The following is a 15,140-nucleotide window of genomic DNA, read 5'->3' as shown; positions in this document are numbered from 1 at the left end:
TTTCTCGTCTTGGCTTTCGGGTAAGAAACACCACTAGCGTGGGAGTATGAATCACTCCGCATTCCGCAATAGCCAAGACACCTTCCTTTCTGATGCCCTTGCCGGGCTCATCGCCAACCACCCCGATGCCTGCTGGCACGACGTCGGATTCATCGGCCGCACCACATCGCTGCGCACCGAAGACGGTGATCCAGCAGTGGCGGTGATTTCCGGTGGCGGTTCCGGTCATGAACCGATGCACGCCGGCTTCATAGGCCAAGGCATGCTCGCTGCGGCCTGTCCGGGACTGCTGTTTACCTCCCCCAACGCGGTGCAAGTCAGCGAGGCCACCCAGTGGGCTGACCAAGGCAGGGGAGTAGTCCACGTGGTGAAAAACTACACCGGAGACGTCATGAATTTCACCGTCGCCCGCAATGCTGCTGAGGCGGTAACCACGCGCACGGTGTTGGTAGCCGATGATCTTGCCACTGATGGCCACGAGGATGGCCCCGGCCGTCGCGGCACGGGGGCAACCATCCTGGTGGAAAAGGTCGCAGGCGCTGCTGCCTACCGCGGGGACGACGTGGATAAGGTTGCTGAATTAGGGCAGCGCACTGCGGATAATTCTCGCAGCATGTCCGTGGCGTTGGGTGCCGGTTTTAAGCCGACTACCGGCCGCGAGACCTTTGATCTTGCAACCGGTCAGATGGAGGTGGGAGTGGGCATTCACGGTGAGCCGGGCACGCATACCGAGCAGGTAGATAGCGCGAGCGCCATCGTGAATCAGGTCCTGGATAAGATCGTGCCAGCCCTTAAGTTGGGTCAAGGCGATGAAGTGGTATGCCTGGTCAACGGCTTAGGCGGCACCACCCCGCTGGAGCTGAGTTTGCTCTTTGGTGAGGCCTCCGCGCAGCTGGCCCAGCGAGGCGTCACCGTAGCCCGGTCGTTGGTGGGATCCTATGTCACCGCAGTCAATATGCACGGTGCTTCCTTTACTCTGCTCAAGGCAGATGCGGAGCTGCTCGAGCTTATCGACGCCCCCACTGCCGCCCCTGCCTGGCCCCATGCCCTGGGCCGCGCGAAGGCGGTAGAACCCGCCACCATCACCTTCCAGGATGAACTTCCTACCGAGGGCGAGGAGAACCAGTGGCTCACCGCCTTTGTGGAGCGTCTCCAAGCCTCCTTCGAGGCGCTTACTGAGCTGGACCGCAAAGCCGGCGACGGCGACTTTGGCCAGAACATGGAGGCGGCCTTCGGCGGCATTGAGCTCCCCCTGCGCGGCACGGATACCGAGATCTTCACCGGGCTGGCCAAGCGCCTGCTCGTCCTCGCCGGTGGTACCTCCGGCGCTGTATTCGGCACGCTCTTTAATGAATTGGCTCGGGCGGAGTCGCTGGCGGACGGGCTCAATGCAGCGGCTGAATTAATCCACGAGCTCGGCGGCGCCCAGCGCGGGGATCGCACCATGCTCGATGCCCTCATTCCGGCTGCAGAAAAGGCCCGCGAACTAGGTGCGAAGGATCCGGACGCGGAGACCTTGCAGGAGCTTTTCGACGCCGCCCATGCCGGCGCCCTCGAGACCGAGGACCTTGCTGCAAAGAAGGGCCGCGCCTCCTACCTGGGAGATCGCAGCAAGGGCGTTACCGATCCGGGCGCCATCGTGGTCAGCTGGCTCTTTGGGGGAGAACCTCTCTCAGCGCACTAAGCGAGTTCAGATCTCCCTTACCGGTACGGTCGAGGTGGAGCGCTCGCAGCCCCGCTGTGCGCGCGCCCTGCACATCATTGGCCAGGGAATCGCCCACCATGAGCGTGTCTGCGGGGGCCACGCCGAGCTGGCGGCAAGCAGCGAGATAGGCCTCCCGTTGTGGTTTGGGGCAGCCGAGGTCGACGGTGGGGATGAGAAGGACGTCGGCAAGCGCAAGGCCCGTAGCTTCCAGCTTCGCCTGCTGCATTTCGCGCTCGCCGTTGGTGAGTATGCCTACCTGAAAGCCGGACTCGAGGGCCCAGGTGAGGGTGGGCAGGGCGTCGGAAAAAGCGCGCCATTGCTCCCGGTAGGCGGAAAGATAGCCGTCGTAGGCGGCCAGCGCCTCGGCATCGCTCATGTCCCGGCCGAGGAATTCGCGGCAGCGCGCCGCGCGCTGGCCGTGGTGGGAGACCTCGCCGCGCTCATAGGCTTGAAACCACTTTCGTTCAATAGCCGCGAACCGCGCATGCTGACCCTCGGGCAGGCCGAGCTCGCGGCACCACTGATCCACCGCGTCTCGGGCCGCGCCGGTGTGATCGAGCAAGGTGTCATCCAGATCAAAAAGAAGCGCGCGAATCATGCCTTCAGGCTAGCGCGATCGCTGACAGCGTTATGTCATGCGCGGCAGGCACGCGTTAAATTCTTTACAATGGCTGGCATGACTCAGAAGACCGCAACTGCAACGATGCATACCAACTACGGTGACATTGTTATCGATCTCTTCGGTAACCATGCACCGGTAACCGTTGAAAACTTCATCGGCCTGGCCAAGGGCGAGAAGGACTACTCCTCCCAGAATGCAAAGGGCGAGCAGTCCGGCCCGTTCTATGACGGTGCAATCTTCCACCGCATCATCGATAACTTCATGATTCAGGGCGGCGACCCGACCGGCACCGGCCGCGGTGGCCCGGGATACCAGTTCCAGGATGAATTCCACCCGGAGCTGCAGTTCGATCGCCCATTCCTGCTGGCCATGGCTAATGCCGGCCCAGGCACCAACGGCTCCCAGTTCTTTATCACCGTGGCGCCGACCCCGCACCTGAACAACCACCACACCATCTTTGGCGAGGTAACTGACGCTGCTTCCCAGGAGGTCGTCTCCAAGATCGCCAAGGTGGATACCGACCGCATGGACCGTCCGCACGAGGACGTTGTTATCGAGTCCATCGATATCGCATAATCGCCTTTTTCCTCGGGCCCGTCACCGCATTATTCGTGCGGCGGCGGGCTCGTTGCAGTTTTCCCCGAGCTATCCATAGCTAGACCCCCGCCTAAAGGACTGACAACTTCATGACCATGGTGAGAAACTATGTCCGCGCTACCCCAGCGACCGCGCTCATTGCCGCGGTGTGCATCATCGCTTGGCTGATTACCGCGGTGCAGGCGCGCACGCTAGGAGCCACCTTCTATGATTCCCCGCTCGCAGCGGATTGGGGCCTGTGGGGACCGGATTATCCCTTCCGCCCCCAGACTGCGCTGTCTTCGGAGTTCATGCACCTAGACGTGGGCCATTTGGCGGTGAATATGATCATGCTCTTGCTCATAGGCAGGGAAGTGGAGCGGACGCTTGGCACCGGGTTGTATCTTGCCGCTTATTTCACCTCTTGCCTAGGCGCGTCCGCCATGATCTTGAAATTCGACTTCAATACCCCCACCGTCGGCGCCTCCGGTGCGCTCTTCGCGCTCATGGTCATGCTGGTAGGTGCTTATCGCCAGCGCGGACTCGATCTCCGCGCACCCATCGCCTTGGTTGTGGCGAACGTGGCCTATACCTTCCTGGCCAATGGCGTATCCCTGTGGGGACACTTGGGTGGGTTGTGCACAGGCCTCGTGTTGAGCCTTTTTCTCTATCGAAAAAGCCCCTTTCTTCGCTGGGGCGGTGTTGTTGTGGTGGCCGCGGTAATCCTCGCGCTCTTGGCCCAACAAGCTGGGTTTTGGGGATAACTGTGAATTTTGATCACCGGAAAGCATGTGCGAAAGAATTCCACAATGTTTATCCACAATGTGGATAACTACATTTTTGTAATTTACCGAACGCTTTTCCGGAGTTTTCCCTGATCACGCTGGTCTAGACCGTGCGGAAGTAAGAAAATCCGCCTGTGGAAGTCCGTGAAAACAGTTATCCACAGGGTGTTAATAATTGTGTGAAATTCACATTTCACAGGCTTTCTCCACAGCCTGTGGATAACTTTCTACCCACTGTGTGAGCAAGACTGATAAATTTGGGTACTGACCTGCATAAGGAGCATTGTGGATAATCAACCTCGCGCTGTGATCGTCGGCGCAGGACCTAATGGACTCACGGCCGCGGCGCGTTTGGCCATGGCTGGCTGGAGCGTGGATATCTACGAACGGGCCGACTGGGCCGGTGGTGCGGCAGCCTCCTCGGCGGAGATTTTTCCGGGCACGATTGTGGATCTCGGAGCGGCCGGGCACCCTTTTGGCGCGGCGAGTCCGGCGTTCCGCGCCCTCGATCTGGAATCCCATGGTTTGCGGTGGCTTAACGCCCCCTATCCCATGGCCCATCCGCTAGAGGGAGCCCCGGCCGGGATCTTGCAGGGTTCCTTGGCGGATACGGCCGCGGAGTTGGGAGCCGATGCCCGCGCGTGGACGCGGTTGCACGGACACATTGTCCGGCACATTGATGAGCATGTGGGGAATGCACTAACGCCGCTGGTACGCTGGCCCGATCGCCCCGTGCGCTTGGCACAGTTCGGCGCGGCCGGCATCGTGCCCGCCAGTCAGCTCGGCCGAGCGGCCTTTGCTACGCCACAGGCCCGCGCCCTCTTCGCGGGCAGCGCGGTCCACGCGATTACCTCGCCTACGAGGCCATTTACCTCCGCATTCGGCTTGCTCTTTGGCGGGCTAGGCATGACCCGCGGCTGGCCCGTAGTGGAGGGCGGCACCGGCGCTCTTATCGACGCCCTCTTAAACCTCCTCCGTTCCCATCATGCCCGCCTCCACACCGGCTGCGAGGTTCGCGACCTGCGGGAATTGCCCGCAGCCGAGGCGATCATTGTGAACCTGACCCCGCAGCAGATCCTGGGGCTACGTGGGCTGGAGCTTCCCAGCCGTGTTAGCCGCAGCCTGACGCGCTGGCGATATGGCAGCGCCGTCTTCAAAGTGGATTTCCACCTCAGCGAGCCCGTGCCGTGGACCGACCCGCGCGTGGGCCAGGCCGGCACCGTGCATGTGGGAGGCACGGTGGAGGAGATCTGTAAGGCAGAGGGGGACGTCGGCAAGCGGCGCATGCCCGATCACCCCCTAGTAATGGCATGCCAACAATACGTGGCCGACCCTTCCCGTGGGCTTACGCTGTGGACTTATGCGCACGTCCCGCGCGGCTATGCGGAGCGCTATCCGGGTGAGGTAACCGAGCTGATTACTGCGCAGATCGAACGCTTTGCCCCCGGTTTTCGGGATACCATCCTGGCTACCCACGCCACTAGCCCAGCCGAGCTGGAGCGGTGGAATCCCAACCTGGTGGGCGGCGATATTGCCGGCGGATCCATGACTGGGCTGCAAACTCTCCTGCGGCCACGCCTTTCGCCCCATCCGCATCGCCTCGCTCCGGGAGTATATATGGCCTCCAGCTCCGCCGCTCCCGGTGCTGGTGTGCACGGTATGCCGGGATGGTGGGCCGCCGAGGAAGCACGGAACTCGCAAATAAAATCATTCCCAAGTATTAGACGGGGGATGGAACGTTAGACAGTATGATTACTGTATTGAAGAATTCTCAGCTTCATCCTCCGGTCCGAGGTGTGCATATGGCGTGGGCGGCAGCAAGTGTAGCTGCCATGTTCGCTGGTGCGGCGATTGTCGGTATCGCCTGTGGGCTGTTTTCCGGCGGGCAGCGGTCCTGGGTTGCCCTGGGGGTTTCACTAGGCGGCGCGATTAGTGGGTTGGGCATTTTATGGTACGGTTTCTGTCGGCGTCTAGGCTGGTCCCACCGCGAACTCGGATTTCTCCCCTGTACACATTCGCTTTGGCACCTCCTGTGGTGGATACCGCTTACCCTGCTGGGCGGTGGCGCGGCTACGGGAGTGATTGGATGGCTTTTTGGTACTGAGCAAAAATCTTCAAGTATTGCTGATGGTATAGGCATCAGTCCTGTTGCTTCTGTGCTCGCGGCCGTGTGCGGTGCAGTGGTCATTCCCCTAATCGAAGAAGTTGCCTTCCGACGAATCCTTTTTGATTGGTTGCAAGGAAAGATGCCTACCGCCACAGCTGCTTCCGCAACAGTGGCCATTTTTGCAGTAATGCACGGCATCCCCATGGTCGTGGTCTACCTCTTCTTTGCTGGCACATCACTTGTTGTGGCACGACTGTGGTTTAGATCCCTCACTGCGCCGTTTCTCATACACTGCGTAAACAACGCCGTGGTATTCCTGGTCGCACTTAACGGTTAATCCTGCTGTACCTTGGGTCGTGCTCGCCGCTGCCAAATAAGGAAGCCTGCGCCGATGAGCCAGAGAGTCGCAGCGGCGAAGTACCCAGGGATGGTCGTGGTGCGGGGCAAGTAGGAACTGCCTGGGACGAGTCCTGCTATGACAGGCTCGAGGAGGAAGCCTAGGACGGCGAGATAGTCGAACCACCGGAACTGGGCCGAGGCCGCGCCGGCCAGCCCCAATACCGGTCCAGAGATGAGCGCCAGGATAAACCACTGGGCGTTGTACTCAAATGCCTCCCGCCAGTTGTACACACCGAAGACCACGAGCAAGGCGTAGTGCACGGCCAGCATCAAAACGATAATTCCCGTACCGGCCAGGAGTGCCTTGAGCCACCGGCCCGAATAATTCTTGCCTATGAGGTAGCTAAAGATTCCCCACACCATGCCCGAGCCCAGGACATTGCCTAGGTAGTTGCGCACGGAAAGGCGGAGGGGAGCGGCGCCGGTGAGTAGGGTGGGGTCGGCAAACGCGATGTGCACGGCCGCGTAGGCCACCGAAATGATGAGGCCAGCAGCAAGAATGTGGCGAGACATGTGGCTCCTAGATATGAAAAACCCTCGCCACCTACAGGAAGCAGGGAGCGAGGGAACAGGCTGGGAGGTCTAGCTTAGCGCCACCCCATGGTCATCAGCAGGCCGATGATGGCCAAGCCAAAACCGATGCCATAATTCCAAGCGCCGAGGTCCGCCATGAACGGGATGTCCTGGCCAGCGAGGTAATTGACCACGAGCCACAGCAAACCGATGACCATCAGGCCTAGCATGATGGCTACGTACCACTTCGGGGTGCCCTCCGAATTGATCTTGACGGGGGTGCGGTTGGTAGCAGAGCTCGAGGTAGGGACGGAGGAGCTCTGAGAAATCTTTGACTTCGGCATAAAATACCTTTTCTAGATTTAAGTTCTTATCTAAGTTCGTACTGAGACCTTAGGATACCAGCAGCTATGGCTGCGGCAGAAGTGCAGCGGGGTCGAAATTCCACAGGCGGACCTCAATGTTTTGATCCTTACGCATGGTATCGCCTGGATTCACAGAGGCCCAGCCAATCTTATTGTTATCCACCAGCGCGCCGGTCGGCACGGGCTCACCCGGCACCAGCTGGCCAGTCCACCCAGCCGCGCGGAGTTCATCTTCGGCCTGCTTCTGACTCTGTCTTACCAGGTCAGGAGCCTTAAAGAGCATGCCATTGGAGACCTCAACGGTGACCGGCTTGCCCTTTTCCAGCTCCGCGCCCTCATTGGATACGCTCAGCACCGTGCCCTTCGGCTCCAAGGAATCGACCTCGCGCACGTCTACATCAAAGTCACTGGATTCGAGGCGGCTCTGAGCGTCTTCTACATTCATGCCGGAAACATTGGGCACGCGCTTCTTTTCGACGCCCTTAGATACCGTCACCCGTACCTTCGATCCCTTAGACAGCTGCGTGCCGCCGGCCGGATCCTGCTTGATGATTTGGCCGGCTGGTGCTTCATCGTTTTCCTCCGAAACGTCGGAGTTGAGTGCCAAGCCCGCCTCTTCGAGGGCCTGGGAGGCTTCATCCAAGGTCATGCCGGTGATGTCCGGGACATCAGTAATTTCCTTACCAGAGGACACAGTCAACGTAACCGAGGCATTCTTTTGCAGCTCGGAACCCGGGGCGGGGTTGATGCGGATGACATTATTGCGAGGGATATCCGGGTTGGCTTCCTCATTGACGGTAACCTGCAGGCCCATGTCTTCGAGTTCCTTAACCACCTCATTGCGTGGGCGGTTTTCCACCTCTGGCACGATGATCTTGTCGTGCGGGGCAGATTGGGTCTGGCGTGGCTTTTCGGGATCCTCCTTGTCATTGGAGAAGAAGTCCCATGCGAAGTAGCCGACGATAGCTACCAAGAGGGCGGCCAAGAAGGCAGCCAACCACTTCATCCAGCCGCCGCCCTGCTTGTCATCCTCTTCGGTGGGGCGGGTGGATTGAATCGGTGCGCGGTGCGCTGCCGCGGGGGCCGCGGCGGCACCTACCATCTCGGTAGGCTGCTCGACCTCGTCCTCATTAACGTGCATGCGCGCTGCTGCGGTGACCTGTCCATTGCGCAGGCGTTCCAAATCGCCGGCCATCTCCCAGGCGGATTGGTAACGATCCGCAGGGTGCTTCGCCATTGCGGTAAGCACCACCGCATCAATATTGACGCGCTGGGTGGGGGTTAGTGAAGGATCCGCGATGAGCTCCGACGGTGGTGTCGGCTCTTCCTGTACGTGCTGATAAGCAACCGCAAACGGGGTTTCGCCCTCAAATGGGGTCTGACCGGTAAGGGCCTCGTAGAGCACGCAGCCCAGTGCATAGACATCCGAGCGGGCATCCGCGTTCTTACCGCGGGCTTGCTCGGGAGAAAGATATTGGGCAGTGCCGATAACGGCGGAGGTTTGCGTCATCGCCGAGGTGGAATCATCCAAGGCGCGAGCGATGCCGAAGTCCATCACCTTCACCTGGCCGGTGTTGGTGAGCATAATATTTGCTGGCTTGATATCGCGGTGGATAATGCCGGCTTCGTGCGAGGCTTGCAGTGCATCCGCTACCGGTTTGAGGATATCCGCCGCTTCTTGGGCGGATAGTGCTCCATCCTCGCGAATGATATCGCGCAAGGTGCGGCCATTGACCCGCTCCATGACGATATACGGGATGGTCATGCCATCCAGCTCGGTTTCCCCGGTGTCATAAACCGCCACGATATTGGGGTGATTCAACTTGCCCGAGTTCTGGGCCTCGCGGTAAAAACGCTCCCGGAAGTTGACGTCGCGCGCCATTTCCGGGCGGAGCATCTTTACCGCAACCTGGCGGCCTAGGACAGTGTCTTCGGCAGCATAGACTTCAGACATGCCGCCGGCTCCGATGATCTCGCCTCTCCGATAGCGGTCATTGACCATCGCTTAGTCACCCTCCTGTGTCAGTAAATCAGCCAAGTCTCCGGGGAGCTCATTAGCCTGCGAGTTTACTGGAGTATCCAGCTCAGGTGTGTTTTCAACGTGCGTATCCTGCGGATTCTGTTGCGTCGGTAGGGCCGGGGGCTGCTGTTGGTGGGTGGGCGAGTGGCGCGTGGGTGTCTCCCGGTGAGTAGTACGCGGAGTCTCTTCTTGCTCCGTCTCCTGCGGCTCGGTCTCTGTCACCGTCACCGGTGCTGGGGCCTCTTGGGTATCTTCTTCCGGAGTGTCTTGGTGGGTGGTGGTGGGATCGCGGTACTCCGTAACCACCGAGGTTTCCGGCGTGCTGGAGGGTGCGCTCGTTCCCTCGCTATCGCTTAGCTGCTGGTAGGCGAGGTAACCACCGCCGGCCAAGGCCGCGAGGAGCAAGGTGATGCCCAGGCCCTTCAGAAAGGAGGAGCCACCCTTCGATTCCTTAACTGGAGCGGTTCCCGCTGCCGGATGGATCGTGGTGGGTTGGGCAACGTTGCCCAACATCTCCGTCGAGGCGGACGGCGATGGCTCTGGTGCGCGCTGCGCTAGCGGAGCGGACTTGGGCTGCGGCGGGCGCTTGCCCAAGCGAACTGCGGAGATGGCCAGGGTGAACTCATTGCCATCGGCATAGCGGGTGGCCGGGTCCTTGCGCAACGCAATGCGAATGAGCTCGCGCGCAGGGGCGCTGATATTCGTCGATAGTGGCTCCGGCTCCTGGTTGATGTGGGCCAAAGCGATGGATACGGAGGAATCTCCGGTAAAGGGACGCTTGCCGGCGAGCATTTCATAGCCAACGACGCCGAGCGAATAGACGTCGGAAGCCGGCGTGACATCCTTTCCCTGTGCTTGCTCGGGGGACACATACTGTGCGGTGCCTACCACCATGCCGGTGCGAGTAAGCGGCACGGCTGCGGCTGCCTTGGCAATGCCAAAGTCCGTGATCTTGACCTGGCCATTTTGCGTAATGAGCAAGTTGCCGGGCTTAATATCGCGGTGCACGAGCTCCATGCGGTGGATGATGGACAGGCCATGCGCAGCCTGCTCGAGGACGTCGAGAGCCAGCTCCTCCTGCAGCGTATTTTCGCGCGCCAGCAGGTCTGCAAGGGATTCGCCACGGACGTATTCCAAGGCCATGAAACAGAATTTGCGGCCGTTGTCTTCCAACTCGCGGTAGTCATAGGTAGCTACCACGTTCTCGGACTGAATAGATTCGGCCGATTTCGCCTCGTTGCGGAAACGCGAGAGGAACTCTTGGTTATCGGAAAATTCCGGGCGGAGAACCTTGAGCGCGACCTCCCGATCATTGCGGGTATCATCGGCCAACCACACGGTGGACATTCCGCCGTGGCCGATTACCCACTGCAGCTCGTAGTCGCTGCCAATCAGTGCCTGGAGATGTTCCTTATTCTCGGCGCTATTCATTACTGCTCCCCCTGGTATGCGCGCAGGATAGCGCGGCCAATTGGGCCGGAAACCTTGCCGCCCGTCGCGGACTCACCTAAGTTACCACCATTTTTTACCACGACGCCCACTGCGATATCCCGCTCCGGATCGAAGGCAACGTACCACACGTGCGGGGCTAGGCCCTCGCCATGCTCAGCGGTACCGGTCTTGGAAGCAAAGCCATTGCCATCATATCCAGCGGAGGAACGCTCCGAGGCATACATCAAATCAGTAAGCGTAGCCGCAGTTTCCTCGTTAACCGCCTGGTCCGCCTTCTTTGGTTTGGTGGTGCGGATGTCCTTCATCTGGGAGTCGGTAATGCGATTGACCAGGTAAGGCTGCATGCGGGTGCCCTTATTGGCCACGGTGCCCGCCATAACAGCGGCTTGCAGCGCGGTCATGGTGACATCGCGCTGACCAATGGCGGACTGCGCCGTGGCCGCCCCATCCGGCAAATCGCCCAAGGTGCCGGCGGAGGTGGAGACGCCGAGGTCATAGTTTTCGCCCACGCCAAAGGCCTTGGCATACTTGCGCAATTCATCTGCGCCGAGCTGCTCCGACATCTCCACAAAAGCGGTATTGCACGACAGTGCAAAGGCGGTCTGCAGGGTTACCGCATCTTGGCCGTTGCACTTTTGGTTGGCATAGTTAGTCAGCTCCGTCACCGTGTCTGGCAAGGTAATGACATTGGAACCGGTCAAGGTGGAGGAAGGATTAAAACCGTTGTTCAGACCGGCCGCGGTGGTGATGATCTTGAAAATGGAACCAGGAGGCAGCGTTTCTGCACCGGCGTGGTTGACCAGCGGCTGCCCCTCCTGTTCTTGCAGGTTGGCCCAAATATCCTCGGCGGAATCGCCCATCAGATCATTCGGGTTATAGCCAGGGTTGGAGGCCATAGCCAGAATCTTGCCGGTGGAAGGCTGAATGGCAACCGCAGAGCCCTCGTAACCCGGGCCCACCAGCTGATCATAGGCAGCCTGCTGGAGTGCAGGTTCGATGGTGACCTCTACATTGGCGCCCTGCTTCGGCTTATCGGCCAGAGCATCGAGCCAGTTTTGCTTCATTAAAGAATCATCGGTGCCATTGAGGATGTCATTTTGGGAGGACTCAAGTTCCGAGGCACCAAATTGGCTAGACAGGTAGCCGGTCAAGTTGCCAAAGGCCGGTGAATTAATGGGGTAGGAGCGTGAGTAGGTCTCGTCTGGGTTCTGCGTCGACTGTGCCAACACGGTATTGCCCGCAAAGATCTGGCCGCGCGGGGTGGTCTGCATTTCCATGAAGCCGCGCATATTCCGCGGATTATGGGCGTATTTATCTTCAGAAAAAGCCTGAATCACCGTCAAGTTGACCAGCAAGATGGCCGTCAAAATGATGGCGAATAAGGACACTAGACGGATGGATCTATTCATCGGTGAGCCTCCTGGACCGACGGGAACATGGAGGTATCGCTCGGCGCATTGCTCGAGGTCTCCTGCATGGGGCGACGAGCCGCGTTAGAGATCCGCAGCAAGATCGCCAATAACACATAGTTAGCCATGAGAGAGGAACCACCGGCAGACATGAACGGCGTGGTCAAACCGGTCATCGGCAGCAGGGCAGAAATGCCGCCGGTGACCACGAAGACCTGGACTGCCAAGGTAAGAGAAAGACCGGAAGCCACCAGCTTGCCATAGGTATCGCGGGTGCGCAGCGCAGTGCCAAAGCCGCGGATGGCCAGCATACCGAAAAGCACCAGTACGCCGGCAAGGCCAATGAGGCCGAACTCCTCACCGATTGCAGCAAGGATGTAATCCGAGTGGGCCACCGGAACGAGTTCTGGATGCCCCTCGCCCAAGCCGCTGCCAGAGATGCCGCCGGAAGACAAGCCGAATAGCGACTGGGAGAGCTGGAAACCCGTGACGTCATAATTGCCCAGCGGGTCTAAGAAGTTAGAAAAGCGTTGCTGGATTTTCGCGGAGATCTGATAAATACCAAAACCGCCCACTCCGACGAGGACAACGCCGATAAGCAGCCAGCTCACGCGGCCGGTGGCCATAAACAGCATGCCAAGGACGGTGCTAAACAGCAGCAGCGCTGGGCCGAAGTCATTGGAGATACCCATGATGACGATCGCGACGGCCCAAATGATCAGGATGGGTGCGAGGTCGCGCAAGCGCGGCAGGGAGATACCCAGTACTCGGTATCCCGCCACGGTAAATAGGGAGCGCTTCTGCGTCAGCAGCATGGCAAAGAACAAGATCAGCAAGATCTTGGAGAACTCGCCGGGCTGGATGGAAAACGGACCCAAGTTTATCCAGATGCGTGCCTCCACGTCCGCAGGCTGCGGCCATACCAGCGGCAGAGCCAGCAGGACAAGGCCTGCGGCACCCAAGATATAGGAGTAGCGCGTCAGCGAGCGGTGATCCTTCAAAATGGCCAAGACCAGCACGAAGAGTACGAGTCCGACGACGGTCCACATGACCTGACGCACCGCGAGCCCGCTTTCTTTAACCAGATCTAGGCGGGCCAACATGATGAGCCCGATGCCATTGAGGATCGCCACGATGGGCAGCATGATCTGATCGGCATAAGGTGCTAAGAAGCACATCACCAGATGGGCGACGGTAAAGACGCCAATGAAACCGCCAATGAGATAAACCAAGTCCATGGTCAGAGCGTTGTCCTGGGAAAGCTCCAAGCTCACCAAGGTAATAGCGAAGACAATGGCGGCTAGGATGAGCAGGCCGAGTTCGGTCCCTCGGCTAAAAAACTTTTTCACAACCTACACCTCCCGGCAGGTGACGCCAGGCTTGTTTTTCTTGGCATCCTTCTTATCTTTTTGGCTCGGCGCAGTAATACATGGCTTGAGCGCCTTATCGCCCAAATCATTGACTTGCTGCTGCACCTCACCCAGATCACCAGTGGAGAGATGGTCGACGGCGCTGCGTTCAGATTCCGGTAGGTCCGTAACCTTTAGCGGTGCAAAGTCGCCCTTGCACGGCTCGCCGGAAAAGAGGAGCGAATTGCTGTCATTGATGCACACGTATTGGTTCGTGGAGTGTAGTTCCTTGCCAAAGACGGAGTAATCAGCACCCTGTTGGATGGTGATTTCCTGTGCCTCGTTGGTAGCTACGTAATAATTATTGGACAAGAAGTTCTTTGCCCACAGTCCGGCACCGATGACCAGTGCGAGGACGATGAGCAGGGCAAGAAGGACCTTCCAGCCGGTCTTTCGGCCGGAAGTTTCCTCCTCCGCTTCTTCATCAGCTGGCTCGGGGCGCTCCTCCTCACCATCGGACATGACGGCCGGTGGAATTACTTGAGGCTTGCGGGAGAGCTGTGCCGCCCGCGAGGCGGAAGAATCCGGATGGGTTGGCTCTTCAGTCGGGCCCGCGAGGGCGCCGACGCGGAATGGTTCGTGCTCCTGGGGGCTTTCCTCAGTTACCTCACCGATAACCACGGTGACATTATCCGGGCCTCCGGAACGGATGGCTAGGTCCACTAGGGTGGAGCCGGCCTGCTCAATGCTGCCTTGCCCCAGTGCGGTCTCAATAGTGGAGGCGGTTACCGGATCCGAAAGCCCATCGGAGCACAACAGGATACGGTCGCCGGGCTTGGCGCCGAGAGTAAATAGCGTTGCTTCGACCGGGCGGCCCGTATAGGCCTTTAGAATGAGGGACTTCTGCGGGTGCGACGAGACATCGCCTGGGTCCAGTTCGCCCTTATCCACTAGGGATTGCACGTAGGTATCATCCTTGGTGATCTGCTCGAGTTTGCCGTCGCGCAGCAGGTATCCGCGGGAATCACCCACATGGCAGACGCCGAAATCCGTGCCGTTGAAGAGCATGGTGGTTAGCGTGGTGCCCATGCCTTCGGTTTCTGGATGGGCCTTGACGTGATCACTGATGGCCTCATTGGCCTGGTCAGCGGCCGCTTCCAGCAGTGCTTTAGTGTCTTCTTGGCCCGGATCTTGGTCCAAAATTTCTAGGTGGTTGACCATCAGCTCGGAGGCAACCTCGCCTGCCGCGTGGCCGCCCATGCCATCGGCCAAGATCAAAAGGTGAGGACCGGCGTAGCCTGAGTCCTCGTTATTATCGCGAATGAGGCCGCGATCGGACTTAGCAAAGAAGTTCAGCTTCAGTGTCATGCGTTCAACCTCACGGTAGTGCGGCCCAGCTTAATTTCGGAGTCCGCGCCGACTACCTCGGGTTGGTCGATGCGCACGCCATTGACAAAAGTGCCATTGCGAGATTCCAAATCTTCTACTACCCATTCGCTACCGCGGCGGAATAGCCGGGCATGGTGGCCAGAAGAATAATCATCGCCCGTGACAAAATCGCAATCAGAGGCTCGGCCCAGCGTGCAATCCTCTAGTGTGCCCAATTCCATGTGGGAGCCTTGCAACGGCCCCTCAACGATGGACAGCTGCTTAATCGCTTCCCGACGCCGCGGTGCCCCCACCTTCTTCGACTGCTGGCGGATAGCACCGGCGGACTTATTGGTATCGCGGCGCATGGCGTTCAAGGCCACCAGGATAAAAATCCAGAGCAGAGCCAACAAGCCGATGCGAAGCGCCAGCATGATGACTGCATCCATGGCGACCTCCCTTCCTTAACT

General features: G+C 59.4%; 14 protein-coding genes. 5 read left to right on the top strand and 9 right to left on the bottom strand.

The window, feature by feature from the left end; translation table 11 throughout:
- The first annotated feature begins 46 nt into the window (after window positions 1-46).
- On the top strand, window positions 47-1,684 hold the full coding sequence (locus MHK04_RS03080; RefSeq protein WP_239207728.1) for a dihydroxyacetone kinase family protein: 1,638 nt from the start codon (window positions 47-49) through the stop codon (window positions 1,682-1,684).
- Here the strand turns inward: MHK04_RS03080 and MHK04_RS03075 are convergent.
- Complete coding sequence (locus MHK04_RS03075) at window positions 1,644-2,303, bottom strand: HAD family hydrolase (protein WP_239207729.1); 660 nt, start codon at window positions 2,301-2,303, stop codon at window positions 1,644-1,646. The two genes, MHK04_RS03080 and MHK04_RS03075, sit on opposite strands and share 41 nt — an antisense overlap.
- A 69-nt stretch (window positions 2,304-2,372) precedes the next feature.
- On the opposite strand from MHK04_RS03075, the gene MHK04_RS03070 reads away from it, so the two are divergent.
- The 4 genes from MHK04_RS03070 (at window position 2,373) to MHK04_RS03055 (ending at window position 6,132) form a co-directional block, all read left to right on the top strand.
- A complete protein-coding gene (locus MHK04_RS03070; RefSeq protein WP_034656094.1) occupies window positions 2,373-2,903 on the top strand; it encodes a peptidylprolyl isomerase in 531 nt (176 codons plus the stop codon).
- Between the two features lie 110 nt (window positions 2,904-3,013).
- Entirely contained in the window at window positions 3,014-3,667 is a 654-nt protein-coding gene (locus tag MHK04_RS03065; protein ID WP_239207730.1) for a rhomboid family intramembrane serine protease, read from the top strand.
- A 306-nt stretch (window positions 3,668-3,973) separates the two neighbouring features.
- Window positions 3,974-5,431 (top strand): phytoene desaturase family protein, encoded by a 1,458-nt coding sequence (locus MHK04_RS03060; protein ID WP_239207731.1) that lies wholly within the window; start codon window positions 3,974-3,976, stop codon window positions 5,429-5,431.
- A gap of 5 nt (window positions 5,432-5,436) precedes the next feature.
- Window positions 5,437-6,132: a CPBP family intramembrane glutamic endopeptidase gene (locus tag MHK04_RS03055; protein WP_239207732.1), complete on the top strand. Its 696-nt coding sequence runs from the start codon at window positions 5,437-5,439 to the stop codon at window positions 6,130-6,132.
- On the opposite strand, the gene MHK04_RS03050 is transcribed toward MHK04_RS03055, so the two are convergent.
- The 8 genes from MHK04_RS03050 to MHK04_RS03015 form a co-directional block, all read right to left on the bottom strand.
- Window positions 6,129-6,707, bottom strand: coding sequence for a hypothetical protein (locus MHK04_RS03050; protein WP_239207733.1), 579 nt, complete (start codon window positions 6,705-6,707; stop codon window positions 6,129-6,131). The two genes, MHK04_RS03055 and MHK04_RS03050, sit on opposite strands and share 4 nt — an antisense overlap.
- A 74-nt stretch (window positions 6,708-6,781) precedes the next feature.
- Complete coding sequence (crgA, locus tag MHK04_RS03045) at window positions 6,782-7,051, bottom strand: cell division protein CrgA (protein ID WP_005326260.1); 270 nt, start codon at window positions 7,049-7,051, stop codon at window positions 6,782-6,784.
- Window positions 7,052-7,115: 64 nt separating this feature from the next.
- Window positions 7,116-9,074 carry a Stk1 family PASTA domain-containing Ser/Thr kinase gene (gene pknB, locus MHK04_RS03040; protein ID WP_239207734.1) on the bottom strand — a complete coding sequence of 653 codons (1,959 nt, stop codon included), beginning with the start codon at window positions 9,072-9,074 and terminating at the stop codon, window positions 7,116-7,118.
- Window positions 9,075-9,077: 3 nt separating this feature from the next.
- Window positions 9,078-10,523, bottom strand: coding sequence for a serine/threonine-protein kinase (locus tag MHK04_RS03035; RefSeq protein ID WP_239207735.1), 1,446 nt, complete (start codon window positions 10,521-10,523; stop codon window positions 9,078-9,080).
- Window positions 10,523-11,953, bottom strand: a complete 1,431-nt coding sequence (locus MHK04_RS03030) for a penicillin-binding transpeptidase domain-containing protein (protein WP_239207736.1) — start codon at window positions 11,951-11,953, stop codon at window positions 10,523-10,525. Before MHK04_RS03030 ends, MHK04_RS03035 begins: the two co-directional genes overlap by 1 nt.
- A complete protein-coding gene (locus MHK04_RS03025; protein WP_200288459.1) occupies window positions 11,950-13,302 on the bottom strand; it encodes an FtsW/RodA/SpoVE family cell cycle protein in 1,353 nt (450 codons plus the stop codon). The genes MHK04_RS03030 and MHK04_RS03025 overlap by 4 nt, the downstream gene beginning before the upstream one ends.
- 3 nt (window positions 13,303-13,305) lie before the next feature.
- Window positions 13,306-14,670 carry a PP2C family protein-serine/threonine phosphatase gene (locus MHK04_RS03020; protein ID WP_239207737.1) on the bottom strand — a complete coding sequence of 455 codons (1,365 nt, stop codon included), beginning with the start codon at window positions 14,668-14,670 and terminating at the stop codon, window positions 13,306-13,308.
- The gene (locus MHK04_RS03015) at window positions 14,667-15,119 is read right to left on the bottom strand and encodes an FHA domain-containing protein FhaB/FipA (protein ID WP_005329668.1); all 453 of its coding nucleotides are present in this window, start codon (window positions 15,117-15,119) and stop codon (window positions 14,667-14,669) included. Before MHK04_RS03015 ends, MHK04_RS03020 begins: the two co-directional genes overlap by 4 nt.
- Between the last annotated feature and the right edge of the window lie 21 nt (window positions 15,120-15,140).

The organism is Corynebacterium nasorum (assembly GCF_022345765.1).
GTDB lineage: Bacteria > Actinomycetota > Actinomycetes > Mycobacteriales > Mycobacteriaceae > Corynebacterium > Corynebacterium kefirresidentii.
This window is presented reverse-complemented; position numbering and strand designations above follow the sequence as displayed.

Excerpts from the sequence above, each read along its gene's own strand:
- MHK04_RS03030 (WP_239207736.1), bottom strand. The coding sequence starts at position 11,953 with ATGAATAGATCCATCCGTCTAGTGTCCTTATTCGCCATCATTTTGACG.
- MHK04_RS03050 (WP_239207733.1), bottom strand. The coding sequence starts at position 6,707 with ATGTCTCGCCACATTCTTGCTGCTGGCCTCATCATTTCGGTGGCCTAC.
- MHK04_RS03065 (WP_239207730.1), top strand. The coding sequence starts at position 3,014 with ATGACCATGGTGAGAAACTATGTCCGCGCTACCCCAGCGACCGCGCTC.
- MHK04_RS03020 (WP_239207737.1), bottom strand. The coding sequence starts at position 14,670 with ATGACACTGAAGCTGAACTTCTTTGCTAAGTCCGATCGCGGCCTCATT.
- MHK04_RS03015 (WP_005329668.1), bottom strand. The coding sequence starts at position 15,119 with ATGGATGCAGTCATCATGCTGGCGCTTCGCATCGGCTTGTTGGCTCTG.
- MHK04_RS03075 (WP_239207729.1), bottom strand. The coding sequence starts at position 2,303 with ATGATTCGCGCGCTTCTTTTTGATCTGGATGACACCTTGCTCGATCAC.
- pknB (WP_239207734.1), bottom strand. The coding sequence starts at position 9,074 with ATGGTCAATGACCGCTATCGGAGAGGCGAGATCATCGGAGCCGGCGGC.
- MHK04_RS03055 (WP_239207732.1), top strand. The coding sequence starts at position 5,437 with ATGATTACTGTATTGAAGAATTCTCAGCTTCATCCTCCGGTCCGAGGT.
- MHK04_RS03080 (WP_239207728.1), top strand. The coding sequence starts at position 47 with ATGAATCACTCCGCATTCCGCAATAGCCAAGACACCTTCCTTTCTGAT.
- MHK04_RS03035 (WP_239207735.1), bottom strand. The coding sequence starts at position 10,523 with ATGAATAGCGCCGAGAATAAGGAACATCTCCAGGCACTGATTGGCAGC.
- MHK04_RS03070 (WP_034656094.1), top strand. The coding sequence starts at position 2,373 with ATGGCTGGCATGACTCAGAAGACCGCAACTGCAACGATGCATACCAAC.
- crgA (WP_005326260.1), bottom strand. The coding sequence starts at position 7,051 with ATGCCGAAGTCAAAGATTTCTCAGAGCTCCTCCGTCCCTACCTCGAGC.